General features: G+C 62.0%; 20 protein-coding genes and 1 riboswitch. Of the genes, 11 read left to right on the top strand and 9 right to left on the bottom strand.

Annotation, left to right across the window (positions count from 1 at the left end; genetic code table 11):
• Positions 1–86 precede the first annotated feature (86 nt).
• The 4 genes from MRBLMS1_RS16790 to MRBLMS1_RS16775 form a co-directional block, all read right to left on the bottom strand.
• Positions 87–1,175: a CobW family GTP-binding protein gene (locus MRBLMS1_RS16790; protein ID WP_485880522.1), complete on the bottom strand. Its 1,089-nt coding sequence runs from the start codon at positions 1,173–1,175 to the stop codon at positions 87–89.
• A 138-nt stretch (positions 1,176–1,313) separates the two neighbouring features.
• A complete protein-coding gene (locus MRBLMS1_RS16785) occupies positions 1,314–2,261 on the bottom strand; it encodes a tyrosine recombinase XerC (protein ID WP_485880520.1) in 948 nt (315 codons plus the stop codon).
• Between the two features lie 7 nt (positions 2,262–2,268).
• Positions 2,269–2,946, bottom strand: coding sequence for a DUF484 family protein (locus MRBLMS1_RS16780; protein WP_139091414.1), 678 nt, complete (start codon positions 2,944–2,946; stop codon positions 2,269–2,271).
• 178 nt (positions 2,947–3,124) lie between these two features.
• Positions 3,125–4,144 carry a porin gene (locus MRBLMS1_RS16775; RefSeq protein ID WP_139091415.1) on the bottom strand — a complete coding sequence of 340 codons (1,020 nt, stop codon included), beginning with the start codon at positions 4,142–4,144 and terminating at the stop codon, positions 3,125–3,127.
• A 415-nt stretch (positions 4,145–4,559) separates the two neighbouring features.
• Between MRBLMS1_RS16775 and MRBLMS1_RS16770 the strand changes: the two genes are divergently transcribed.
• Positions 4,560–6,062, top strand: a complete 1,503-nt coding sequence (locus MRBLMS1_RS16770) for a tetratricopeptide repeat protein (RefSeq protein WP_485880517.1) — start codon at positions 4,560–4,562, stop codon at positions 6,060–6,062.
• An 11-nt stretch (positions 6,063–6,073) separates the two neighbouring features.
• Here the strand turns inward: MRBLMS1_RS16770 and dapF are convergent, their stop codons facing one another.
• From dapF to MRBLMS1_RS16755, 3 genes are read right to left on the bottom strand one after another with little or no spacing between them, the layout of a single operon-like run.
• The gene (gene dapF / locus MRBLMS1_RS16765) at positions 6,074–6,937 is read right to left on the bottom strand and encodes a diaminopimelate epimerase (protein WP_485880515.1); all 864 of its coding nucleotides are present in this window, start codon (positions 6,935–6,937) and stop codon (positions 6,074–6,076) included.
• 11 nt (positions 6,938–6,948) lie between these two features.
• Complete coding sequence (locus tag MRBLMS1_RS16760; RefSeq protein ID WP_034753075.1) at positions 6,949–7,824, bottom strand: LpxL/LpxP family acyltransferase; 876 nt, start codon at positions 7,822–7,824, stop codon at positions 6,949–6,951.
• Entirely contained in the window at positions 7,821–8,690 is an 870-nt protein-coding gene (locus MRBLMS1_RS16755) for a lysophospholipid acyltransferase family protein (RefSeq protein WP_128141017.1), read from the bottom strand. Before MRBLMS1_RS16755 ends, MRBLMS1_RS16760 begins: the two co-directional genes overlap by 4 nt.
• A gap of 188 nt (positions 8,691–8,878) precedes the next feature.
• Between MRBLMS1_RS16755 and metK the strand changes: the two genes are divergently transcribed.
• The 4 genes from metK to metF all read left to right on the top strand — a co-directional run bounded on the left by metK (position 8,879) and on the right by metF (position 12,941).
• Complete coding sequence (gene metK, locus MRBLMS1_RS16750; protein ID WP_035823888.1) at positions 8,879–10,045, top strand: methionine adenosyltransferase; 1,167 nt, start codon at positions 8,879–8,881, stop codon at positions 10,043–10,045.
• A gap of 123 nt (positions 10,046–10,168) precedes the next feature.
• Positions 10,169–10,237: riboswitch (S-adenosyl-L-homocysteine riboswitch) on the top strand.
• Positions 10,238–10,261: 24 nt separating this feature from the next.
• Complete coding sequence (gene ahcY, locus MRBLMS1_RS16745) at positions 10,262–11,686, top strand: adenosylhomocysteinase (RefSeq protein ID WP_092713571.1); 1,425 nt, start codon at positions 10,262–10,264, stop codon at positions 11,684–11,686.
• Between the two features lie 81 nt (positions 11,687–11,767).
• On the top strand, positions 11,768–12,124 hold the full coding sequence (locus tag MRBLMS1_RS16740) for a phage holin family protein (RefSeq protein ID WP_034753082.1): 357 nt from the start codon (positions 11,768–11,770) through the stop codon (positions 12,122–12,124).
• Positions 12,111–12,941 carry a methylenetetrahydrofolate reductase [NAD(P)H] gene (gene metF, locus MRBLMS1_RS16735; protein ID WP_034753084.1) on the top strand — a complete coding sequence of 277 codons (831 nt, stop codon included), beginning with the start codon at positions 12,111–12,113 and terminating at the stop codon, positions 12,939–12,941. The genes MRBLMS1_RS16740 and metF overlap by 14 nt, the downstream gene beginning before the upstream one ends.
• Positions 12,942–12,955: 14 nt before the next feature.
• Here metF and MRBLMS1_RS16730 read toward each other — a convergent pair whose 3' ends face one another.
• The gene (locus MRBLMS1_RS16730; RefSeq protein ID WP_485880510.1) at positions 12,956–13,483 is read right to left on the bottom strand and encodes a 5-formyltetrahydrofolate cyclo-ligase; all 528 of its coding nucleotides are present in this window, start codon (positions 13,481–13,483) and stop codon (positions 12,956–12,958) included.
• Between the two features lie 104 nt (positions 13,484–13,587).
• Between MRBLMS1_RS16730 and MRBLMS1_RS16725 the strand changes: the two genes are divergently transcribed.
• From MRBLMS1_RS16725 to MRBLMS1_RS16710, 4 genes are read left to right on the top strand one after another with little or no spacing between them, the layout of a single operon-like run.
• Positions 13,588–15,576, top strand: coding sequence for a lytic transglycosylase domain-containing protein (locus MRBLMS1_RS16725; RefSeq protein WP_485880508.1), 1,989 nt, complete (start codon positions 13,588–13,590; stop codon positions 15,574–15,576).
• A gap of 12 nt (positions 15,577–15,588) precedes the next feature.
• Positions 15,589–16,305, top strand: coding sequence for a glutathione S-transferase family protein (locus tag MRBLMS1_RS16720; protein WP_485880506.1), 717 nt, complete (start codon positions 15,589–15,591; stop codon positions 16,303–16,305).
• 12 nt (positions 16,306–16,317) lie between these two features.
• Positions 16,318–17,430 (top strand): tRNA nucleotidyltransferase/poly(A) polymerase-related protein, encoded by a 1,113-nt coding sequence (locus MRBLMS1_RS16715; protein WP_485880504.1) that lies wholly within the window; start codon positions 16,318–16,320, stop codon positions 17,428–17,430.
• Positions 17,427–18,140, top strand: coding sequence for a GNAT family N-acetyltransferase (locus MRBLMS1_RS16710; protein ID WP_034753090.1), 714 nt, complete (start codon positions 17,427–17,429; stop codon positions 18,138–18,140). Before MRBLMS1_RS16715 ends, MRBLMS1_RS16710 begins: the two co-directional genes overlap by 4 nt.
• On the opposite strand, the gene MRBLMS1_RS16705 is transcribed toward MRBLMS1_RS16710, so the two are convergent.
• Positions 18,132–18,656: an Lrp/AsnC family transcriptional regulator gene (locus MRBLMS1_RS16705; protein WP_034753092.1), complete on the bottom strand. Its 525-nt coding sequence runs from the start codon at positions 18,654–18,656 to the stop codon at positions 18,132–18,134. The two genes, MRBLMS1_RS16710 and MRBLMS1_RS16705, sit on opposite strands and share 9 nt — an antisense overlap.
• Positions 18,657–18,781: 125 nt before the next feature.
• On the opposite strand from MRBLMS1_RS16705, the gene hppD reads away from it, so the two are divergent.
• Positions 18,782–19,909 (top strand): 4-hydroxyphenylpyruvate dioxygenase, encoded by a 1,128-nt coding sequence (hppD, locus tag MRBLMS1_RS16700; RefSeq protein WP_128141023.1) that lies wholly within the window; start codon positions 18,782–18,784, stop codon positions 19,907–19,909.
• A 301-nt stretch (positions 19,910–20,210) separates the two neighbouring features.
• The gene (locus tag MRBLMS1_RS16695; protein ID WP_485880500.1) at positions 20,211–23,807 is read left to right on the top strand and encodes an indolepyruvate ferredoxin oxidoreductase family protein; all 3,597 of its coding nucleotides are present in this window, start codon (positions 20,211–20,213) and stop codon (positions 23,805–23,807) included.
• Positions 23,808–23,855: the final 48 nt, after the last annotated feature.

Raw genomic sequence — 23,855 nt, 5'->3', positions numbered from 1 at the left:
AGATGGGTGTCGGACAGCGGGAAAGCGTGCTTAACTTTCCCTTTTGTTTCTGCTTTGCAACGGATACTTTGCAAAACCCGGCTAGTTTATACCAAACATTGTTCGAGTCCGCGAATAAAAATGTCTTTTGGTAGATTTTTGCCAATAAACACCATTTTGCTGCCACGCACTTCGTTGTCGCCCCATTTGGCGCCCAGGTCGCTGCCCATCAGCTGGTGCACGCCCTGAAAGACCACCTTGCGCTCGGCGCCCTGCATCAGCAGCACGCCCTTGTAGCGCAGCATGCGCGGGCCATACACTTGCACCAGGCCGCCGAGGAACTCGTCGAGCTTGGCGCTGTCAAACGGTTGCGTGCTCTTGAAAACAAAGGCGGCAATATCGTCGCTGTGCTGCGCATGGTGGTGGTCGGCATGGCCACAATCGGTGGCGCAGGCTTCGGTGTGCTCATGTGCGTGCTTGTGCTCATGGCCGTGATCGTGCTCGTGCGCATGGTCGTGATCGTGCACGTGCGCCGTTTCCGTGGCGAGGAAATCCGGGTCCAGTTCCAGCTTTTCATTGAGGTTGAAGCCGCGGATGTCGAGCACTTCGGCCAGCGGCGCACGGCCGAAATCGACCTTGGCGATCGGTGCGCGGGGATTGATGCGCTTCAGGCGGCGCGTCAGGGCGGCCACGTCCTCTTCACTGACGAGATCGGTTTTCGACAGCAGCAACTTGTCGGCAAAGCCTACTTGCCGCTGGGCTTCCTCGTATTCATCGAGTTGCTTCATCGCATGGCGGGCATCGACCACCGTGATGATGGCATCGAGCATGTAGTGGCTGCCCACTTCCTCATCGACAAAGAAGGTTTGCGCCACGGGGCCGGGATTGGCCAGGCCCGTCGTTTCGATGACGACGCGGTCGAATGCCAGCAGGCCGGCGTCGCGCTTGCGTGCCAGTTCCGTCAAGCCCACGATCAGGTCGCCGCGCACGGTGCAGCAGATGCATCCGTTGTTCATCTCGATGATGTGTTCGTTGCTGTCCTGCACCAGGATTTCATTGTCGATGTTTTCCTGGCCAAATTCGTTTTCGATCACGGCGATGCGCATGCCATGGTCTTCCTGCAGTATGCGGTTGAGCAAGGTGGTTTTGCCTGCGCCCAGGAAGCCGGTGAGGATGGTGGTTGGAATCAGTGCCATGAAGATGCCTATGCTGTAATCGGTGGTGCCGCCGCGCAAGCGGAAGAATGCGGACGATTATGCCGGAATTTTGCAAAAGCTTGCAAATGCGCGCCGATCCGCTTGATATGGATCAGGCTGGCCAACGGGCGCGGCTGCCTACTTGACCTTGGCGCGCGGGTGCGCCTGGTCGTACACGTGCGCCAGGTGCTGGAAATCGAGGGCCGTGTAGACTTGGGTCGAGGTGATGCTGGAATGGCCCAGCATTTCCTGCACGGCGCGCAAGTCGCCCGACGATTGCAGCACGTGCGAAGCGAACGAGTGGCGCAGCACGTGCGGATGCACGTTGGCGGGAATTTCGGTGGCCAGCGCGTGCGCCTTCAGGCGCAGCTGCAGCACGCGCGGCGAGATGCGCGTGGCGCGCGTGCTTAAAAACAGGGCGGCGCTGCCATCGGCCGCCGGCGGACGCACGCCCAGCCAGGCAGTCAGGGCCACGAGGGCAGCCTTGCCGACGGGCACCTTGCGCATCTTGTTGCCCTTGCCCGTGACGATGACTTCGAAGCTGGCCATGTCGAGCCAGCCCAGCGAGGCGGGTTGGCCGTTCTCGGCCTTGCAGTAATGGGTGTCCAGGCTGGTCAATTCGGACACGCGCAAGCCGCTCGAATACAGCAGTTCGAACATGGCGCGGTTGCACAGCTGCTCCGGCTCGGCTCCGCCTTGCTGGTGTTGCGCGGGCGCCACGAGGCGCACGGCGTCGTCCACCGACAAGGCTTTCGGTAAGGTTTTGGCCCGCTTGGGGGCGCGGATGCCGTCGACGGGATTGGCGTCGAGGGTGGTCTCGCCGCTGAGCCAGTTGAAGAAGCCCCGCCACGACGACAGCTTGCGGGCGATCGAGCGCGGGTCGAGGCCGCCGGCGTGCAGCTTGGCCGTGTAGCGGCGTACTTCGTTGTGCGCCAGCGCCGTCCACGGCGTATCGCCGCTCAGTTCCAGCAAGGCGCGCAAGTCGCGCCCGTAGGCGTCCAGGGTATGCGGCGACAGCTTGCGCTGCGTGGCCAGCTGCGCCAGGTAGGCGTCGAGCCACTCGGCCTTGCCGCGCGCCGCATTCATGGCGTACTCAGGCAGGCGAGCCGGCGCGCAACGCGGCCAAGGCGGCGCTGGCCGTGGCGCCAATATGCACGAGGAAATCCGTGCCCATGCTCGACGTAAAGCGTTCGCTGTCGGGCGAGCCGAGCACCAGCAAGCCGAAGGTACCCGTGGTGTTCGGGGCGCGCAGGGCGATCATGACGGTCGATTCGATTTTATCTGCCTGCAACCAGTGCACGGCTTCGAAATCGCGGTTGCTGCCGCAGTACGGTGTTTGCAGGCTGTTGGCGAACATGCGCACGTCGGCCGTCACGTCTTCCGTGAACCAGCCGTCGGCGTGTTCCGGCAGCACTTGCCACAGGCGCAGGCTGACGTAGGGCACGTCGAAATTGGTTTGCAGGGCATCGACCAGCACGCGCGGCATGTCGGCATCATTGCGCACTTGCAGCATGGCCTGGTTCCAGCCGTGGAACTTGCTGGCGATGTCGCCATTTTCCTCGGCTACACGGCTCAGCTTGGACATGCGCAGCTCGAGCGCCTTGTACTTGTCACGCATCACTTCCATCTGCCGCTCCTGCAGCGAGATGGTGCGTCCCGTCAGCGGGCTGCTCAGCTTGACCTCACCGAGCAGCGCGGTATGCTCTTCGAAGAAATTCGGGTGCTCGCTCAGGTACTGGGCGACGGTGCTGGAATCGAGTGTGGCGGTCATTGAGAATATCTGTCAGTGAAAGTTGAACGCTTCATTCTAACCGAGAGTGCGGCGGCATAGGCGCAAAGGGCGTGGCGCCGATGCATTTTCCGCACGCCCATGAAAAAAGCGGCATGGTTGCCCATGCCGCCTTGTCTTCCTGGTCAGCTGTCACCCGCGGAGGGTGGCAGGCGGGCCATTAGAAGTTGTGGTGTACGCCCAGACCGATGTAGGTGACCGACGTTGCTGCCTTGCGGTTCGAGATGTCCGCGTACAGGTAGGTGCGCTTCGACAGGTTGTAATCGTAGCCCAGCGATGCCTGCTTGGTTTTGGTCACGCCGTCTGGCGTTTTTTGACCGTAGCCAGCGCGAACCTTGCCTGGGCCGACGTCGTAGTTGGCGCCGAGCAGCCATGCTTTGGTGTCCGTGTTGACGAGCTTGAAGTTGCTGTCATCCTGATGCTGGTACGACGCCATCAGTTTCAATTCCGTGATCGGATTGAACGATGCGGCAACCGACCACAGTTTCGCTTCCAGCGCATTGCGCTCGTAAGCGGCCATGGCGGCAAATTGCGCGTTCGTGTACGTGGCCGAGACCGAATATGGATTCGAATCGGGCGTGGCATTGGCCGGCACGGCGCGGTTGGCAGCCGTGGCAGCGACGGCAGCGTTGCCATTGGCTTCCTTGGCGGCGACGGTGGCATTGACCTGGAAGCCGCTGAACACTGGCGAGTTGTAGAACACGGCGTTCGAGAAGCGGTTACGCGAGTTGCCGGCCGGGCTCAGCGGATCGCTGGTGTAGGCGGCTACGGTGAGGTCGGTCTGGAAACCGGCTGGCGTAGGCATGCCCGACCATGGTTCGAACGCGGTGCTCGATTCCTGGAAGGCGGTCAGGCCACGGCCCAGGCGCACGGTACCGAAGTTGCCTTGCAGGCCGACGCGGCTTTGACCCTGGAACAGCGGACGGGCGTTGCTTTCCAGCGTACCCGTGTCGGATTCATAGCGAATTTCCAGTTGGAAAATAGCTTTCAAGCCATTGCCCAGATCTTCCGTGCCCTTGAAGCCCAGCTTGTTGTTGTCGCGCTTGGTGACCTTGGTGGTATCACCGGTCGACTTGCCCAGGCCAGCATCGATCGTGCCGTAGATTTGGACGGACGACTGCGCTTGTGCGGTTGCGGCAAAGGCGCCGAAGAGTGCGAGGGCAACGAGTGATTTTTTCATGTCTTATTCCCTATTAAAAGTGAGTTCCGTCCGAGATCCGAGCAGATTGAAATGCGCCAACTGCCGCGTTTCGATGAATGAACCTTAATTCGTCGGCGCGCTAGACGTGCGGGATTGGTCAAATATGCGTGAAAAGATTGGTGAAAAGCGGCATAACTGCATGCCCCTGTTGTATTTTTGTAACGCGCGGTTTCTGCCGATCCTGCACCGATGGCACGCGTTCTCCCATCGCCACGGTATCGGCGCCTTGTGATATTGGCATGTCTTGGCCGCGAGATTGTTGCGTTGAATCAAGTTCTTGCGGCCGCTTTGGCGGATTTATGACACAAGGACGTTACACTAAGGGACGGCCTGCACTGATGGGCCTGGAGACGACTCACTATTATTAGAATCATTGACTCAATATCGAGAATCGATGGCAAATCGCGAAACATTAGGATTGATCAAGGGGGCGCGTGCGGGCGATGTGGCTTGCCAGCTGGCGTTGGGGCGGTTGTATCTGTTTGGACAAGGTGTGCCGCAAAGCCTGCCGACGGCCTTGCACTGGCTGGCGCGGGCGGCCCAGGAGGATAGCCAGGAAGCGTGCTTGCTGATTGGCACGCACGTGCCGTTCGAAGTGGCGCAACCGGCAGCCAAGGCGCTGATCCCGTATTACGCGCAAGCGTTCGATGCGGGTCTGGTGCAGGCGGGCTTGGTGCTGGCGCAACTGGTGCTGGGCAACGCCGCCAGCAGCAGTGAAGCCTTGCGCGCCAAGGCGTGCGTGGCGCTGGACGCGGCCGTACGCGCCGGCTTGCCCGATGCGCAATGGTTGCTATCCCTGCAAGAGAGATCATCGGCAACACCCGGGCAGGACAGCAGCGTGGCTGGCGAACAAGTCTTCGATGGCGACGCGCCGCTGTACGCCTGGCTGGAGCAGGCGTGGAGCCAGGGCAACCATGCGGGTTTCCTGTCGCAAGGCTTGCCGCTGGCGCGCGATTTGCTGCAGCGCCAGGCGGCGGCCGGTACGCGCACGATCGCCCTCGACGCGCAACAGGTGCTGTTGCTGTCGCGCTGCGCCCAGGCATTGGCGCCTGGCGGCGATGCCGAAGGGTGGCAGTGCTGCGAGCTGGCCGCGCATGGCGGCGACCGCACGGCGCAGCTGGAGCTGGGGCTCGGCTATGCGCGCATGGATGCGCATGGCCAGCGCCTGGCCACGCGCAATGGCGCAGCCAATTTCAAGCGTGCCGTGCGCTGGCTGACGCAGGCGGGCGAGCAGGGACTGGCCGAAGCCTGGTTCGTGCTGTCGCGTATCTATACGAAGCCGGAATTTTCCCAGCGCAATGTGGTCGAAGCCCATTTCTGCCTGGAGCGGGCTGCCGACCTGGGGCATGGCCCGGCCCAGCTCGAGTGCGGCATGCATGCGTGGCGCAATCGCCGCGACGGCGTCAACAACGATGTGCGTGCCGCGTACTGGCTGCTGCAGGCGCAGGCGCAAGGCAGCAGTGAAGCGGAAGTGGCGCTGGCGAAAATCGCGCCGCAAGGCGAACCCGGAGACTGGGGCCAGTGCACCGCCATGCATGCGCATGGACAACTGCGCCAGTTGGGCCAGAGCCACCCCTTGCTGGCGGCGCGCCTGGAACTGGCGCGCTGCTTTCATCTGTCGCGTGCCGAGGCGCTGCTGCTCGATATCCATGCGGCCGACCAGGGGCATTGCCTGTTGATCGATATCAGCGCCGCGCATGGGCGCGGCAAGCGGCGCCTCGTGCTGATCCGCACGGCGCAGGAGCGCCAGTTGCTCGATCAGGTGGTGCGCCTGTTTGAACGCGTCGATTGCGGCGTGGCGGGACCGGAAGGCAATTACCGGCAGCGCCTGTACCGCCTGAAATGTTACCTGGCCGAATTTGATGTCGCGCAGGAACAGCAGTTCCTGGCGGCATGATACAGCGTTGATTACAGCTCGATCGTGCCTTCGAACACGGTCACGGCCGGACCCGTCATCAGGACGGGATGGCCGGGGCCTTGCCAGGCGATCGACAGTTCGCCGCCGCGCGCGCTGATGCGCACGGGGGAATCGAGCAAGCCGCGACGGATGCCGGCCACGGCGGCGGCGCAGGCGCCCGTGCCGCACGCCAGTGTTTCACCGGCGCCCCGCTCAAACACGCGCAATTTCACGTGCTGGCGGTCGACGATCTGCATGTAGCCGGCGTTGACCCGGCGTGGGAAACGCGGATGGTGCTCGATCAGCGGGCCCGATCGTTCCAGGTCTTGTGCATCGACATCGCCGACCACTTGCACGGCGTGCGGGTTGCCCATCGACACGACGGACACCAGCACGGGCGAGGTTTGGCCCGGCAAGGCCAGGTCCAGCGGCCACAGCAGATCGGTGCCTTGCTCCACACCGGCGAGGCCAGCCGCATCGAACGGCACCAGCGCGGGTTCGAGCACGGGCGCGCCCATGTCGACCGTGATGCTGCCGTCGAGTTCCAGGCGCGGCGCAATGACGCCGGCCATGGTTTCCACGCGGATGCTGGCCTTGTTCGACAAACCTTTTTCGCTGACGAACTTGACGAAGGCGCGCGCGCCGTTGCCGCATTGCTCGACTTCGCCGCCATCGTTGTTATAGATGCGGTAGCGGAAGTCGCAGCCGGGCAGGCGCGGCTTTTCCACCACGAGGATCTGGTCGGCGCCGATGCCGAAACGGCGGTCGGCCAGGCGTTGCCACTGGGCCGGCGTGAAGTTGATATCCTGGTTGATGGCGTCGATGACGATGAAGTCATTGCCGGCGCCATGCATTTTCGTAAAGTGGAGTTTCATGGTTTGCCGTATCACTTGTGCTGGTTATAAAACGACGCTTCGCCTTCCGGACGCGTCTTGAAGCGTTTATGGGTCCAGAAATACTCGGCCGGCGCTTCGCGCACGCGCTCCTCGATGAACTCGTTCATGCGGCGCGTGGCGGCCGTGATGTCGTCGCCCGGATAATCGTCCCACGCCGGATAGTAGGTCACTTGCCAGCCCTGGTAGTTGGGCAGGAAGGTGGCGATGACGGGAATCACCTGCGCCTTGGCGGCCAGCGCCAGGCGCGCCGTGGCCGTCAGGGTGGCGGCGGGCACGCCGAAGAACGGTACGAATTCCGCATCCTTTTCGCCAAAATCCATGTCCGGCAGCATGAAATACGGCAAGCCGTCGCGCAGCGCACGCAAAATCGTCTTGATGCCGTCCTGGCGCGTAAACAGCTTGGGCGGCTTGAAGCGGGAACGGCCGTTGCGCAAAGCCTGGTCGAAGGCGGCGTTCTTTTGCTGCACATACATCGATGAAGCGGAAATTTCCATGGCCGTGGCGGCGCCAGCCACGTCGAGGCAGACGAAATGCGGACACAGCAGGATGGTGGGCTTGGCCGCGATCTGCTGGCCCGGAAAGGCGGGCACCTTCTTGATCAGGCGGTTCAGGCGCGCTTCCGACGACCACCACAGGATGCTGCGTTCCCACACGCTGCGTGAATAGGCCTGGAAATGCTGGCGCGCCAGCGCCACGCGCTGTTGTTCCGTCAATTCCGGCATGCACAGGCGCAGATTCGTCAGGGCGATCTTGCGCCGCGTGGGCATGGCGATGAACAGCACGCTGCCGACGGCCACGCCGAAGCGGCCGAGGATAGGCAAGGGCAGCCAGTGCAGCAGCCACATGAAGGCGATCAGCAGTCTCATGCCTGCTCCCCGGCGGCATCGGACGTGGCCGGCGTGGGCGGAGGTGCGCCGCGCGGCACTTTATAGCGGTTGTAGCTCCACAGGTATTGCGCCGGGCTGCGCGCGATCAATTGTTCCATGGCCGCATTGATGGTGCGTGCCTGTTCGGCCGAGGTGCTGTCGAGCGATTCGGTGAACGGCACGAAATGCACGACATAGCCGCGCCCGCCCGGCAGGCGTTCCGCGTAGGTAATGATGACTTCGGCGCCGCCCATCTGCGCCAGCTTGGCGGGCAGGGTCATGGTGTAGGCGGGACGGCCGAAGAAATCGGCCCACACGCCTTCGCCCTCTTGCGGCACCTGGTCGGGCAGCAGGCCGATCGGTTGGCCTTTTTTCAGGCATTTGGCAAAGATGCGCACGCCCGACATATTGGCCGGCGCCAGCATGAGGTTTTCGCGCGCGCGGGCCCCTTCGATCAGCGGTTTCAAGGCGGCGCGCTTGGGCGGGCGGTACATCACGGTGAGCGGCGTGCGCAGCGCGATTTGCTGGGCGACGATTTCAAAGCAGCCCAGGTGCGGCGTCAGGAAGACGATGCCGCGGCCGTGCTGCAGCGCTTTTTCCACCAGTTCCCAGTTTTCCACCGTTGCATGGCGCGCCACGCGCTCGGCCGGCGCGCACCAGATGAACGGTAATTCCAGCACGCTCTTGCCCGCTTCGGCCACGGCCGTGTGCAAGTGTTGCGAAAACCCCGCACCTTGCATGTTCTCGCGCATGCGGCGGCGGTACGACGGGGAAATGGCGTAAATCACCCAGCCGAGCGCAGCGCCCAGGCCATGCAGGACGGGCAGGGGAAAGATGGACAGGAAGCGAAAAATTGGGACTAACATGTATAAGCGGTTTCCAGGAATGGCGTGTTGCCGTGCCAAAATTTTTTAAGAAGCGTAAAATACCACGTATGCAGTAACCGCTGAGTTAATAGACAACTTGCGAAGCGGAATATAAATATCGCTAAAGCGTCGCAGGCAAAATCCTCTTTACTGCGACAGAACATTCACATAGTAAACAGGAGCTTGCAATGTCAAACGATTATCTCTTCACTTCCGAATCCGTTTCGGAAGGCCATCCCGACAAGGTTGCCGATCAAATTTCCGACGCCATCCTTGACGCCATCCTGACCCAGGATCCAGCCGCCCGCGTGGCTGCCGAAACCCTGTGCAACACGGGTCTGGTGGTGCTGGCTGGCGAGATTACCACTCACGCCAATGTGGATTATATTCAAGTTGCGCGCGAAACCATCAAACGCATCGGCTACGACAACACGGAATACGGCATCGACTACAAGGGTTGCGCCGTGCTGGTCGCCTATGACAAGCAGTCGCCGGACATCGCGCAAGGCGTCGATGAAGGTGCAGGCATTGACCTGGATCAAGGCGCTGGCGATCAGGGCTTGATGTTCGGCTACGCCTGCGATGAAACGGCCGAGCTGATGCCGGCCGCCATCCACTACGCGCACCGCCTGGTCGAGCGCCAGTCGCAACTGCGCAAGGATGGCCGTTTGCCATGGCTGCGTCCGGATGCAAAATCGCAAGTGACCCTGCGCTACGTCGATGGCCGCCCCGTCGGCGTGCACACGGTCGTGCTGTCGACCCAGCATGCGCCGGAAATCTCGCACAAGCAGATCGAAGAAGCCGTCATCGAAGAGATCATCAAACCGATCCTGCCGCGCGAATGGCTGACGGACACGAAATTCCTCGTCAACCCGACGGGCCGTTTCGTCATCGGCGGTCCGCAAGGCGATTGCGGCTTGACCGGCCGCAAGATCATCGTCGACACCTACGGCGGCGCAGCCCCGCACGGCGGCGGCGCGTTCTCGGGCAAGGACCCATCGAAAGTCGACCGTTCGGCAGCCTACGCGGCCCGCTACGTGGCGAAAAACATCGTCGCGGCCGGCCTGGCGCGTCAATGCCAAGTGCAGGTCAGCTACGCCATCGGCGTGGCCAAGCCGATCAACATCACCGTCTACACGGAAGGCACGGGCGTGATTCCTGACGCGGAAATCGCCAAGCTGGTGCTGGCGCACTTCGATTTGCGTCCAAAAGGCATCGTGCAAATGCTCGACCTGCTGCGCCCGATCTACCAGAAGAGCGCCGCCTACGGCCATTTCGGCCGCGAAGAGCCGGAATTCACGTGGGAGCGCACGGACAAGGTCGCCCTGCTGCGCGACGCCGCCGGCCTGAAGTAATCTAGTCGAACTTACAAGAAAAGCGCCCCGGCCTTTAGGTCGTGGGCGCTTTTTTTATGTGTTGTTACATGGCAATGTATGGCGAACAAGCTGGCGCGGCAGCCTTGACAATGTTAAAATCCCCCGTCCGAGGAGCGTTGCGACGAAGAAATTCGCCAGGCTCGGAATATCCTGCAACTGCGCTCACGTACCTTTTTCAACTGAAAGGAGGGCGTGATGAACGCCGTACTCAAATCGCAACACGACTACACCATCGCCGATATCACCTTGGCCGCATGGGGCGACAAAGAAATCAAGATTGCTGAAACGGAAATGCCTGGCCTGATGGCCATCCGCGAAGAATTCGCGGCAGCGCAGCCTCTGAAAGGCGCGCGCATCACCGGTTCCATCCACATGACCATCCAGACCGCCGTGCTGATCCAGACCCTGGAAGCACTGGGCGCGCAAGTGCGTTGGGCATCGTGCAACATTTACTCGACACAAGATCACGCCGCTGCCGCCATCGCTGCCGCCGGCACGCCTGTGTTCGCCGTCAAGGGCGAGTCGCTCGACGACTACTGGGAATACACGCACCGCATCTTCGAATGGCCGAACGTGGACGGCAAGGCTGTCTACTCGAACATGATCCTCGACGATGGCGGCGATGCCACCCTGCTGCTGCACTTGGGCGTGCGCGCGGAAACCGACCTGTCGGTACTGGCCAATCCCGGTTCGGACGAAGAAATCTGCCTGTTCAACTCGATCAAGAAGCACTTGCTGGCCGACCCGACCTGGTACTCGAAGCGTCTGCCTGAAATCCTCGGCGTGACGGAAGAAACGACGACCGGCGTGCACCGTCTGTATCAGATGCACAAGGAAGGCAAGCTGGCTTTCCCTGCGATTAACGTGAACGATTCCGTCACGAAATCGAAATTCGACAACCTGTATGGCTGCCGCGAGTCCCTGGTCGACGGCATCAAGCGCGCCACCGACGTGATGATCGCCGGTAAAGTGGCCGTCATCGCCGGTTACGGTGATGTCGGCAAGGGTTCGGCCCAAGCCATGCGCGCCCTGTCGGCGCAAGTATGGGTGACGGAAGTCGATCCGATCTGCGCACTGCAGGCGGCGATGGAAGGCTACCGCGTCGTGACCATGGATTACGCCTGCGAACACGGCGACATCTTTGTCACTTGCACGGGCAACTATCACATCCTCACGCACGATCACCTGACGCGCATGAAAGACCAGGCCATCGTCTGCAACATTGGTCACTTCGACAATGAAATCGACGTCGCTTCGTTGAAACAATACGAGTGGGAAAACATCAAGCCGCAAGTCGACCACATCATCTTCCCGTCGGGCCGCCGCATCATCCTGCTGGCCGAAGGCCGCCTGGTCAACCTCGGTTGCGGCACGGGCCACCCGTCGTACGTGATGAGCTCGTCGTTCGCCAACCAGACGATCGCCCAGATCGAACTGTACGCGAACACGGCCAACTATCCGGTCGGCGTGTACACCCTGCCAAAACACCTGGACGAAAAAGTCGCCCGCCTGCAACTCAAAAAGTTGAATGCGCAGCTGACGGAACTGACGCAAGAGCAAGCCGACTACATTGGCGTGCGCACGGAAGGTCCTTATAAACCTGAACACTACCGTTACTAATCGGTAGTTCGGGGCTGTAACTCACCCTCCGAGGGCCGGCGCGTGCCGCCGGCCTGACCCTACTTTTGACAGGCTAGAGAAATGCGCTTGCTACTGATTTGGTTTATCAATGCGGCAGCCCTGTTTGCCGTCCCCTACCTGATGCACTCGGTGACGATGAGCAGCGGCTGGACCGCGCTGCTGGCCGCTGCCGTGCTGGGGCTGGTCAATGCGCTGATCCGTCCTTTGCTGATCCTGCTGACCTTGCCCGTGACGTTCTTGTCGCTGGGCCTGTTCATTTTCATCATCAACGGCTTCATGTTCTGGCTGGTGGCGCAGGTGATCGATGGTTTCCATGTCGCCAGTTTCTGGTCGGCCGTGGGTGGTGCATTGCTGTACAGCGTCATTTCCTGGGCCCTGTCGACCTTACTTTTGAGTAATGACGATGGAAAAGCATAATTTCAGTATTGAGTTTTTCCCGCCGAAAACCCCGGAAGGGGCGGAAAAGCTGCGCGCCACGCGTGTCAAGTTGTCTGAGTTGCATCCAAAGTATTTCTCGGTGACGTTTGGCGCCGGCGGTACGACGCAGCAAGGTACCCTGGACACCGTGCGCGAGATCCTGGCGGCCGGCGAACAGGCCGCACCGCATCTGTCTTGCGTGGGCGGTTCGCGCGAATCGATCCGCGCCGTGCTGGCCGACTTCAAGGCGGCCGGCGTGAAGCGTATCGTCGCCTTGCGCGGCGACTTGCCCAGCGGCTACGGCGCTTCGGGCGAGTTCCGCTACGCCAACGAGCTGGTGGAATTCATCCGCGCCGAGACGGGCGACCATTTTCATATCGAAGTGGCCGCCTATCCGGAAGTGCATCCGCAAGCCCGTTCGCCGCAGGACGACCTGAACGCGTTCGCGCGCAAGGTGCAGGCTGGCGCGAATGCGGCCATCACCCAGTACTTCTACAATGCCGACGCGTATTTCCAGTTTGTCGAGCAGACACAGAAGATGGGCATCAACGTGCCCATCGTGGCCGGCATCATGCCGATTACGAACTACACGCAGCTGATGCGCTTTTCGGACATGTGCGGCGCGGAAATTCCACGCTGGGTGCGTCTGAAACTGGCCAGCTTCGGCGACGATAGCGCGTCCATCAAGGCGTTTGGCCTGGACGTGGTGACGGGCTTGTGCGAGCGTTTGCTGGAAGGCGGCGCGCCAGGCTTGCATTTCTATAGCATGAACCAGGCGGCGCCCACGACCGCACTGTGGCAGCGCCTGGTGAAATAAACCGTCCTGACTTGTCAGTACAGATCGCCCTCGGTTACGACGTAATCGAGGGCGATGTCGTATGTGCCGCTGGCAAATGATGCTTTCAGGCAGCCGTAGGCCACGCCCACGGTCACTGGCCGCGGCGCATGTTCCAGGGTGCGGTCGTAATAGCCGCCGCCATAGCCGAGCCGGTAACGTTCCGTATTAAAACCCAGGCAGGGCACAAGCAGGGTGGCGGGCGCCGGGCGCAGGCGCAACCGGGCCGGCACGGCCACGCCCATGCCATCCTTGACCATGGGCTCGCCCGGCGTCCAGTCGCTGAATGCCAGCGGCGCATGTTTTTCCAGCACCACGGGCAGACTGAGCGCCACGCCGCGCGCGGCCAGCTGCGCATACGCGCCGTGCAAGTCCGGCTCGCCATGCAGGGGCCAGTACACGCCCAGTTCCTTGACGTTTTCCTGTGCGCACCAGTCCAGCAGGCGTTGCGCGATGGCCGCATCCCACCCCGCGCGCGTGGCGTCGGGCAAGGCGCGCCGGGCCGCCAGCAAGGCTTTGCGCAAGCCGGCTTTTTCCTGTGGCGCAATGGGTGGCCGTGTAGCCGGATCGCATGTTATTCTAGGGTCGCTATTCATATCACCATCAAGTTAAGATTGAGAGTCGTACATTGATTTCCCCACTGAAATGGATTGCCGGCACGATGCTGTGTGTTGCATCGGCCTTGTCTCCCCTGGCCGCCCTGGCCCAGGTTTCCACCACCGTATCCCCAGCCGCCCCCGACACGCGCAGCGAGGACGATGCCTTCCTGCTGCTGCGCGACGCCGCGCGCAAGGATGATGTCGAAAAAGCCGACTTCTATGCGGGGCGCCTGACGAATTACCAGATTCCATCGTATGTTGACTATTATCGGCTGAAACCGCGCATCAAACTGCTGACCGAGGCGCAATTTCGCGATTACCTGAACCGCTACAAGGGCAGCGCCATCGCCGACCGTTTCCGCAACGACTGGCTGCTGGAGCTGGGCCGCAAGCGTGACTGGGTCGTGTTCGATGAACAATACCCGCAATTCGCCCTCGACGACGACACCCAGCTCAAGTGCTACGCGCTGATGTCGCGCGCGGCCAAGGGCCAGAACGTGGCGTCCGAGGCGCGCAACCTGCTCGTCTCGCCGCCCGGCTATGGCGAAGCGTGCGGCAGCCTGATCGCGGTATTGGCGCAAAACGGCCAGTTCGACACGAACGACCTGTGGGCGCAGATCCGCCTGGCGGGCCAGACCAACGCCACGGGCCCGGCGCGCCGCATCGCGCTGCTGCTGGGCGCGTCCGACGCGAAGATGGCGCAAGCAATCGACTTGCCGGCGCTGGTGCTGGCCAAGGGCGCGGGCGCCAGCCGCGCCGACCACGAGATGTATCTGGTGGCCGTCGGCCGCATGGCGAAAAGCACCTTGAAGCTGGGCGTCGTGGCTTTGCAAAAGGCGAGTTCGCAGCTGACGGCGCAAGAACAGGCCATCGGCTGGGCCAGCCTGGCCCTGCAAGCGTCGTATTCGCTGGCGCCGGAAGCGTTTGAATATTGGCAAAAAACCAATGGCGCGCCATTGACCTTGGAACAGATGCAGTGGAAGGCGCGTATCGCCTTGCGCGAAGGCAATTGGCCCGTGGTGAAGTCGTCCATCCAGGCCATGCCGGCGTCCCTGCGCGCCGATCCGACCTGGGTCTACTGGCTGGCGCGCGCGCAGCAGGCGGAAACGCCGGGCCGCCCGAACGCGCAGGCGGATGCCCTGTACCGCACGATTGCCGAGCAATCGAATTTCTATGGCTTGCTGGCCAATGAAGAACTGGGCAACCACCTGGTGCTGCCGCCGCCGGGCCAGCCCATCACGCCGGCGGAAATCGCCGCCATGGCCGCCAATCCGGGTTTGCAGCGCGCGCTGAAATTCTTCAACATGCGCTTGCGCTTCGAAGGCACGCGCGAATGGAACTGGGAATTGCGTTCGATGACGGACCGCCAGCATCTGGCGGCCGCGGAATTTGCGCGCCAGAACAATGTGCTCGACCGCATGGTCAACACCTCGGACCGCACGCGCCTGGAAGTGGACTATACGCAGCGCTACCCGACGCCGCACGACGACGTCATGCACCCGGCCACGCAAACCCTCGGTCTCGACAAAGCCTGGGTGTATGGCTTGATCCGCCAGGAATCGCGCTTCATCATGGATGCGCAGTCGCACGTGGGCGCGTCCGGCCTGATGCAGGTGATGCCGTCGACGGCCCGTTATGTGGCCAAGAAGATCGGCCTCACCGATTTCGTCACGGAAACCTTGAGCGATGTGCGCACCAACGTCTTGCTGGGCACGAATTACCTGAACATGGTGCTTGGCGGTCTCGACGGTTCGCAAGTGCTGGCCAGCGCCGCCTACAATGCGGGACCGGGGCGCTTGCGCATCTGGCGCGCCACCATGACCCGTCCGCTGGAAGGCGCCGTCTTTGCCGAGATCATTCCGTACACGGAAACGCGCGGCTACGTGAAAAACGTGATGGCCAACGCCACGTATTACGCGGCCCTGTTCGAGAAGAGCCCGCAATCGCTGAAAGCGCGCCTCGGTACCGTCGGGCCGAAAAACAGCGCCATTGCGGCCGACTTGCCCTCATCCAACTAAAGATGCCCGACCATGCAAACGACCATCCTTGATCCCAGCCTGACGCAAACCCTGGCCGCCGCGCGCGAGCCGGGCCTGACCCTCATCATCGGCAACAAGAATTACTCATCGTGGTCGATGCGCCCGTGGGTGGCCATGACGGCGTTCGGCATCCCATTCCAGGAAGTGCGCGTGCTGCTCGACCAGCAGGACACGGCCACCAAAATTGCCGAATACTCGGCCTGCGGCCGGGTTCCCGTGCTGCTGGCGGGCGAGATCACGATCTGGGACAGCCTGGCCATTTGCGAATACCTGGCCGAGCAGTTCCCTGACAAACACATGTGGCCGCAAGACGTGGCCGCGCGCGCCATGGCGCGCTGTGTCTGCGCGGAAATGCACTCGGGCTTCACAGGCTTGCGCACGGACATGTCGATGAATATCAGGGCCAAGTTGCCGGGACGTGGCCGCACGGCCGCCGCGCAGGCCGACATCGGCCGCATCAGCGAAATATGGGAAGAGTGTCTGTCGCGCTTTGGCCACCACCAGTTCCTGTTTGGCGATTTTTCCATTGCCGATGCGTACTTTGCCCCCGTCGTCATGCGTTTCCGCACGTATGGCGTCAGCCTGGCGCCGGCGCTGAACGCGTATTGCGAGCGCGTGCAGGCGCACCCGGCCGTGGCCCGCTGGATCGCGGAAGCGCTGGCGGAGACGGAAACGGCGCCCAAGCACGACGCGGAACTGCCTGATTAAGAAAAGAGTGTTATGAAGATATACACGGTCGGTGGCGCGGTGCGCGACCAACTGCTGGGCTTGCCCGTGAAAGACCACGACCACGTCGTCGTCGGCGCCACGCCGGACGACATGCTGCGCCGGGGCTTCCGGCCCGTGGGCAAGGATTTTCCCGTCTTCCTGCACCCGAAGACGCAGGAAGAATACGCGCTGGCCCGCACGGAACGCAAGACTGCCCCCGGCTACCGGGGCTTTGTCTTCCACACGGCGCCCGACGTCACCCTGGAAGAAGACCTGGTGCGCCGTGATCTGACCATCAACGCCATCGCGCAGGCCGAGGACGGCAGCCTGACCGACCCGTTCGGCGGCATTGACGATATTCAAAACAAAGTGTTCCGCCACGTCTCCGATGCGTTTGGCGAAGACCCCGTGCGCATTTTGCGCCTGGCCCGCTTTGCCGCCCGTTTCGATACTTTTACGGTGGCGCCCGCCACCATGGAACTGATGCGCCGGATGGTGGGCGATGGCGAAGTCGACGCCCTGGTGGCCGAGCGCGTGTGGCAGGAAGTGGCGAAAGGGTTGATGGAAGCGCGGCCGTCGCGCATGCTGACGGTGTTGCACGAGTGCGGCGCCCTGGCGCGCATCCTGCCGGAATTGGCAATCAACGACCATCTGCTGCGCGTGATCGACCGGGCGGCGGGCGCGGGCCACGCACTGTGCGTGCGCTTTGCCGTGCTGATGCTGGCCGTGCCGCTTGAGCAGATCAATGTGCTCAGCGAGCGCCTGCGCGTGCCCAACGATTGCCGCGAGCTGGCCGTGATGGCGGCGCGCGAGCAGGCTGTCGTCGCCGGTGCGCTGGCCTTGAGCGCCGAGGAACTGGTGCGCTTGTGCGAACGCTGCGACGGACTGCGCAAGCCGCAGCGCTTCGTGCAGATGCTGGACGCCATCGCCTGCGACGTGCAGGCCCAGAATCCGGCGTTCCCCCAGTCCGCCTGGCTGCAAGCCATGCTGGCGGCCGTGCGCGGCGTCGATGCGGGCGCGCTGGCACAAGCTTGCGCACACGAACCGAAGCGCATTCCCGAGCTCATCCATGCGGCGCGGGTCGAAGCCGTCACGAACGCGATCAGCGGCACGGAGCTGTCATGACCCTGCCCAAATTGTTCCAGAACCCGTTTCGCCGCTGGCTCAGCCGTAGCGGCGGCGGGCGTCCGACCGTGCTCGTCAAGCAATTGCATGAGCGCGACCGGCGCCGCATGATGAAGCATTTCCTGAATCTGGAGAAAAGCGACCGCCTGCTGCGCTTCGGCAGCGCCTTGCCCGATGAGCTCGTTGCCCAGTACGTGCAAAAGATGGATTTCTCGCGCGACATGGTCTACGGCGTCTACAACAGCCTGTTCAAGCTGGTGGGCGTGGGGCATCTGGCGTTCGCGCCGAAGGACACGTCGCCGGCGAAAAGCGTGGTGACGGACAAGGAGCAGGTGGCCGAGTTTGGCGTGTCCGTATCGAAATCCATGCGCGGCATGGGCGTGGGGTCGAAACTGTTCGAGCGGGCGGCAATTCACTGCCGCAACAACGATGTCGATACCCTGTACATGCATTGTTTGTCGTCCAACAAGACGATGATGCATATCGCCAAGAAGGCGGGCATGGAAATCCAGCGCGACTATGGCGAAGCCGATGCCTATCTGAAACTGTTGCCGCCGAATCCGAGCAGCATGCTGCAGGAAGCCGTGCAGGAGCAATTCGCCATGTTCGACTACACGTTCAAGGCCAACGCGCGCGCCGCGTTCAAGTTGTGGGACCGCTTGCCAGGGCGCAAGAAGAAGCCCGGACCGCCGTCACCGCCGTCACAATAAGGGCAGGGCCGTCGTATCCTTGATGCGCTGCAAGGCAAAGCTCGACTTCACGTCCAGCACAGCCGGGTGGCGCAGCAGGGTCGCCATCATGAAGCGCGAAAAGTGCTCCATGTCTTCCACGTGCACGCGCAGCAGGTAATCCATTTCGCCCGTCATCGCATAGCAGGCCACCACTTCCGGCCATTGCGCGACAGCCACGGCGAAGTCGGCGCGCGGCGACGTGTTCGTCACCAGATTCGGCGCCAGCACTCTTGCCGTGCTGTGCGCGGTGGCGTCGCTGTGCTTTTCCAGCCGCACGTTGACATAAGCCAATAGCCCCAGGCCGATCTTTTCCGGGTCCAGCAAGGCCACGTACTGGCGGATCACGCCCGCTTCTTCCAGCCGTTTGACGCGGCGCAAGCATGGCGACGGCGACAGGCTGACCTGCTCGGCCACGTCCTGATTCGACAGGCGGCCATCGGCCTGCAGGACGGCGAGGATCTTGCGGTCCGTTTTATCCAGCGTAATTTTGCTCATGCTTCCTCCGGTGGTTCTTGTTTCACGCAATATTATTGCGCAAATCATGGATGTTCGGGAGATCTTTGGCATTTAATGCCCACAGACCGCGCCTATACTGTGCGCTACTTCTTGGAGGAGACATCATGCAATTTCAGCCTTGGGATAACCCGATGGGTACCGATGGTTTCGAGTTCGTCGAGTATGCAGCACCAGACCCAAAAGCATTGGGCAAGCTGTTCGAGAACATGGGATTCACGGCCATCGCGCGCCACCGCCACAAGGATGTGACCCTGTACCGTCAGGGCGACATCAATTTCATCATCAATGCCGAACAAGATTCGTTCGCGCAGCGTTTTGCCCGCCATCACGGCCCGTCCGTGTGCGCCATCGCCATCCGCGTCGACGACGCAGCCTTCGTGTACCGCCGCGCGCTGGAACTGGGCGCCTGGGGTTTCGACAATAAAACAGGCCCGATGGAACTGAATATCCCCGCCATCAAGGGTGTCGGCGATTCCCTGCTGTACTTCGTCGACCGCTGGCGCGGCAAGGGCGCCGACAAGCCGGATGCGGCCGCACCAGGCGGCATCGGCGACATCAGCATCTATGACGTCGACTTCGTCGCCATTCCCGGCGCCGTCGCCAACCCGGTCGGCCATGGCCTGACCTATATCGACCACCTGACGCACAATGTGCACCGTGGCCGCATGAAGGAATGGGCGAATTTCTATGAAAGCCTGTTCAACTTCCGCGAAGTGCGCTATTTCGACATCGAAGGCAAGCATACTGGTCTGAAGTCGAAAGCCATGACTTCGCCATGTGGCAAGATCCGCATCCCGATCAATGAATCGTCGGACGACAAGTCGCAGATCGCCGAATACCTGGACCAGTACCACGGCGAAGGCATCCAGCATATCGCCTTGGGTACGGACAATATCTACGCTTCCGTGCAAGGCATGCGCGATACGGGTATCGATTTCCAGGACACGATTGAAACGTACTATGAGCTGGTCAACCGCCGCCTGCCGAACCATGGCGAGCAGCTGGAAGAACTGCGCCGTCTGCGCATCCTGATCGATGGCCACAGCACGGAAAACGAACGCGAACTGCTGCTGCAAATCTTCACGCAGACGGTGATCGGCCCGATCTTCTTCGAGATCATCCAGCGCAAGGGCGACCAGGGCTTCGGCGAAGGCAACTTCCGCGCCCTGTTCGAATCGATCGAGCTGGACCAGATCAAGCGCGGCGTATTGAAAGATACGAGCGCGGCGTAAGCTGACTCATACCCGGGATGTCGGATTACGCTGCGCTAATCCGACCTACAACTGGGGCCAGTAATGTAGGTCGGTTTAGCCAGAATGGCGTAACCCGACATGCCCGCAAAAAGAAGCACTAAAAAGCAGCAAAAGGTACGAACGCAGGAGTGCAGTGCAGCAAAAGAACTGTGCGCCTTCCTGTGGTAGTCTACGACAAACAAGTCATTTTTCCGCACCGGCATTGCCCACAAGGTACAGCCGGTACGTGTGAGTTCAACCGACTTTGCACGCGTAGCACAGAGAATAATGGAGACAAGTAATGAATGCACCAATCAAGGGCTCGAGTCTTGAGCCGGGCGCGCACGCGTCCGACATTTCCCTGAACGACAAATACACTTTGGAGCGTGGCCGCGCCTTCATGACGGGCACGCAAGCGCTGATCCGCCTGCCCATGCTGCAGCGCGAGCGCGACCTGAAGGCTGGCCTGAATACGGCCGGCTACATCACCGGTTACCGCGGTTCGCCTGTGACGTCCGTCGACATGACGGCGATCAAGGCCAAAAAATATCTCGATGAACACCACGTCAAATTCCACCCGGGCCTGAACGAAGACCTGGCCGCCACGGCCGTCTGGGGCACGCAGCAAACGAATCTGTTCGAAGACGCAAAATACGATGGCGTGTTCGGCATGTGGTACGGCAAGGGCCCCGGCGTCGACCGCTGCGGCGACGTGTTCAAGCACGCGAACAATGCCGGTTCCGCCAAGCACGGCGGCGTGCTGGTGCTGGCCGGCGACGACCATGCGGCCAAATCCTCGTCCACGGCGCACCAGTCCGACCATATCCTGAACGCCTGCGGCATTCCCGTGCTGTACCCGTCGTCGGTGCAGGAATACATCGACTACGGCTTGCATGCGTGGGCCATGAGCCGCTACACGGGCTTGTGGGTGTCGATGAAATGCGTGACCGACATCATCGAGTCGGGCGCCGCCGTCGATTTCGACCCGGACCGCGTGCAGATCACCTTGCCGACCGACTTCGAGATGCCGGCCGGTGGCCTGAACATCCGCTGGCCCGACACGGTGCTGGAACAAGAAGTGCGCATGAACAGCTACAAATGGTATGCGGCGCTGGCCTATGCGCGTGCCAACAAGCTCAATAAAATCATCTGGGACAGCCCGAAGGCGCGCATCGGCATCATTACGGCCGGCAAATCGTACCTGGACACGCGCCAGGCGCTGGCGGACCTCGGCATCGACGAGCAGACGGCGTCCGACATCGGCATTCGCCTGTACAAGATCGGCATGACCTGGCCGCTGGAAGCCGATGGCGTGCACGAATTCGCCAAGGGCCTCGATGAAATCCTCGTGGTGGAAGAAAAGCGGCAGATCCTCGAGTACGCGCTGAAGGAAGAACTGTACAACCTGAAGGATGGTGAGCGTCCGCGCGTGGTCGGCAAGTTCGACGACACGGGCGAATGGAGCAACCAGAAGGGCACCGGTCACGGCGACTGGCTGCTGCCGGCCACGTATGAGCTGAACCCGGCCATGATCGCCCGCGCGATTGCCAGCCGCATTTCGCGCTACTACGCGGGCCACCCGGTCGAGCAGCGCGTGAAGGAACGTATCGCCTATCTGGAAGCCAAAGAGAATGTGCTGAAAGCGATCAGCGTGAAACCCGATCCGCAAAAGGACCGCACGCCGTTCTTCTGCTCCGGCTGCCCGCACAACAGTTCCACGAAAGTGCCGGAAGGCTCGCGCGCGCTGGCCGGCATCGGCTGCCACTACATGGTGCTATGGATGGACCGCGAAACGTCAACGTTTACCCACATGGGCGCCGAAGGCGTCACGTGGGTGGGACAGGCGCCGTTCACGAATGAAAAGCACGTGTTTACCAACCTCGGCGACGGCACGTATTTCCACTCGGGCATCCTGGCCATCCGCGCTGCCGTCTCGGCCAAGGTGAACATCACGTATAAAATTCTGTTCAACGATGCGGTGGCCATGACGGGCGGCCAGGAATTCGATGGCCCCCTGTCGCCGGCCATCATTTCGCGCCAGATCGCCGCCGAAGGCGTCGGTCCCATCATCGTCGTCACCGACGAACCGGAAAAATACCCGGACGATTACGCCTGGGCCGAAGGCGTCACCGTGCGCCACCGTTCGGAACTGATGGACGTGCAGCGCGAACTGCGCGACATGCCCGGCGTGTCGGCCATGATCTATGACCAGACCTGCGCCTCGGAAAAACGCCGCCGCCGGAAACGCAATGAATACCCGGACCCGGCCAAGCGCGCCGTCATCAACGAAGCCGTCTGCGAAGGCTGCGGCGACTGCTCCGTGCAATCGAACTGCCTGTCGGTGGAACCGCTGGAAACGGAACTGGGGCGCAAGCGCCAGATCAACCAGTCGTCCTGCAACAAGGATTTTTCGTGCACGACGGGTTTCTGCCCCAGTTTCGTGACGGTGGAAGGCGGCGGCTTGAAAAAGCCGAAGAAGGCAGCTGCCGCCGACAAGGACGCGCCAGCCGCGCCGGCCTTGCCGACACCGCAGATTCCTTCGACAGCGGAACCATTCGGCATCCTGGTCACCGGCATCGGCGGCACGGGTGTCGTCACCGTCGGCCAGATCCTGGCCATGGCGGCGCACGTGGAAGGCAAGGGCTGTTCCGTGCTGGACATGAGCGGCCTGGCGCAAAAGGGCGGCCCCGTCATGTCGCACGTGCGCCTGGCGGACCGCCAGGAAGATATCCACTCGACGCGCGTCGGCACGGGCGCGGCTGATCTGGTAATCGGCTGCGACCTGATCGTCACGGCCAGCCGTGACGCCCTGTCGCGCATGGGAGAGGGCCGCAGCTGGGCCATGATCAACTCGACCAGCTCGTCGACGGCCGCCTTCGTGAAGAACCCGGACTGGCAATTCCCCGGCGCTTCCGCGCGCATGGAAATCGAAAAGGCCTGCGGCAGCGACCACGTGGACTTCATCGACGCGGGCCAGATCGCCACGGCGCTGATGGGCGACTCGATCGCGACGAATATGTTCATGCTCGGTTATGCCTGGCAAAAGGGCAAAGTGCCGCTGTCGGAAGCTGCCATCATGAAGGCCATCGATTTGAACAACGTCTCGGTGGCGTTCAACAAGGCGGCCTTCAACTGGGGCCGCGCCGGTGCGCATGACGCGGCCAGCCTGGTGCGCATGACAACGCCAGCCAAGGTGGTGGAATTCAAGCGTATCGACACGCTCGACGACATCATCGAAAAACGGGTCGCCCTGCTGACGGCCTACCAGGACCGCGCGTATGCGCAGCAGTACCTGGACTTCGTCGGTCAGGTCCGCGCCGCCGAAAGCGCCCTGAATGGCCCGCACCTGCGCCTGACGGAAGCCGTGGCCCGCTATTTCTACAAGCTGATGGCGTACAAGGACGAGTACGAGGTGGCGCGCCTGTACACGGACGGCGCCTTCCAGGCGAAGATCGCGTCCATGTTCGAAGGCGACATCAAGCTCAAGTTCCACCTGGCGCCGCCTATCATGGCGAAAACGGATGCCCAGGGCCATCTGGTGAAAAAGGAATTCGGCCCGTGGATGATGAAGGCGTTTGGCGTGCTGGCCAAGTTCAAGGGCTTGCGCGGTACGGCGTTTGACATCTTCGGCCACACGGCCGAGCGCAAGATGGAGCGCGCGCTGATTCTTGAGTACCGCGCGACGGTGGGAGGTTTGCTGCCGAAACTGACGACGGCCAAGCTGGCGCAAGCCGTGGCGATCGCCAGCATCCCGGAAGACATTCGCGGCTATGGCCACGTGAAGGAGCGTCATTTGAAGGCGGCGAAAGAGAAGGAAGCGAGTCTGCTGATCGCCTTCAACGCACCGACGCCGCTGCCGCCCGTCGTGGCAGCACCCGTGGCGGCCACCGTGGCGTAACGGTTTGCGCATGACCTTGTAGCAATGGCGCCTGCGGGCGCCATTTTT

Origin of the sequence: Massilia sp. LMS1-1-1.1 (assembly GCF_040815535.1) — a bacterium.
GTDB classification, from domain to species: domain Bacteria; phylum Pseudomonadota; class Gammaproteobacteria; order Burkholderiales; family Burkholderiaceae_D; genus Janthinobacterium; species Janthinobacterium aestuarii.
This window is presented reverse-complemented; position numbering and strand designations above follow the sequence as displayed.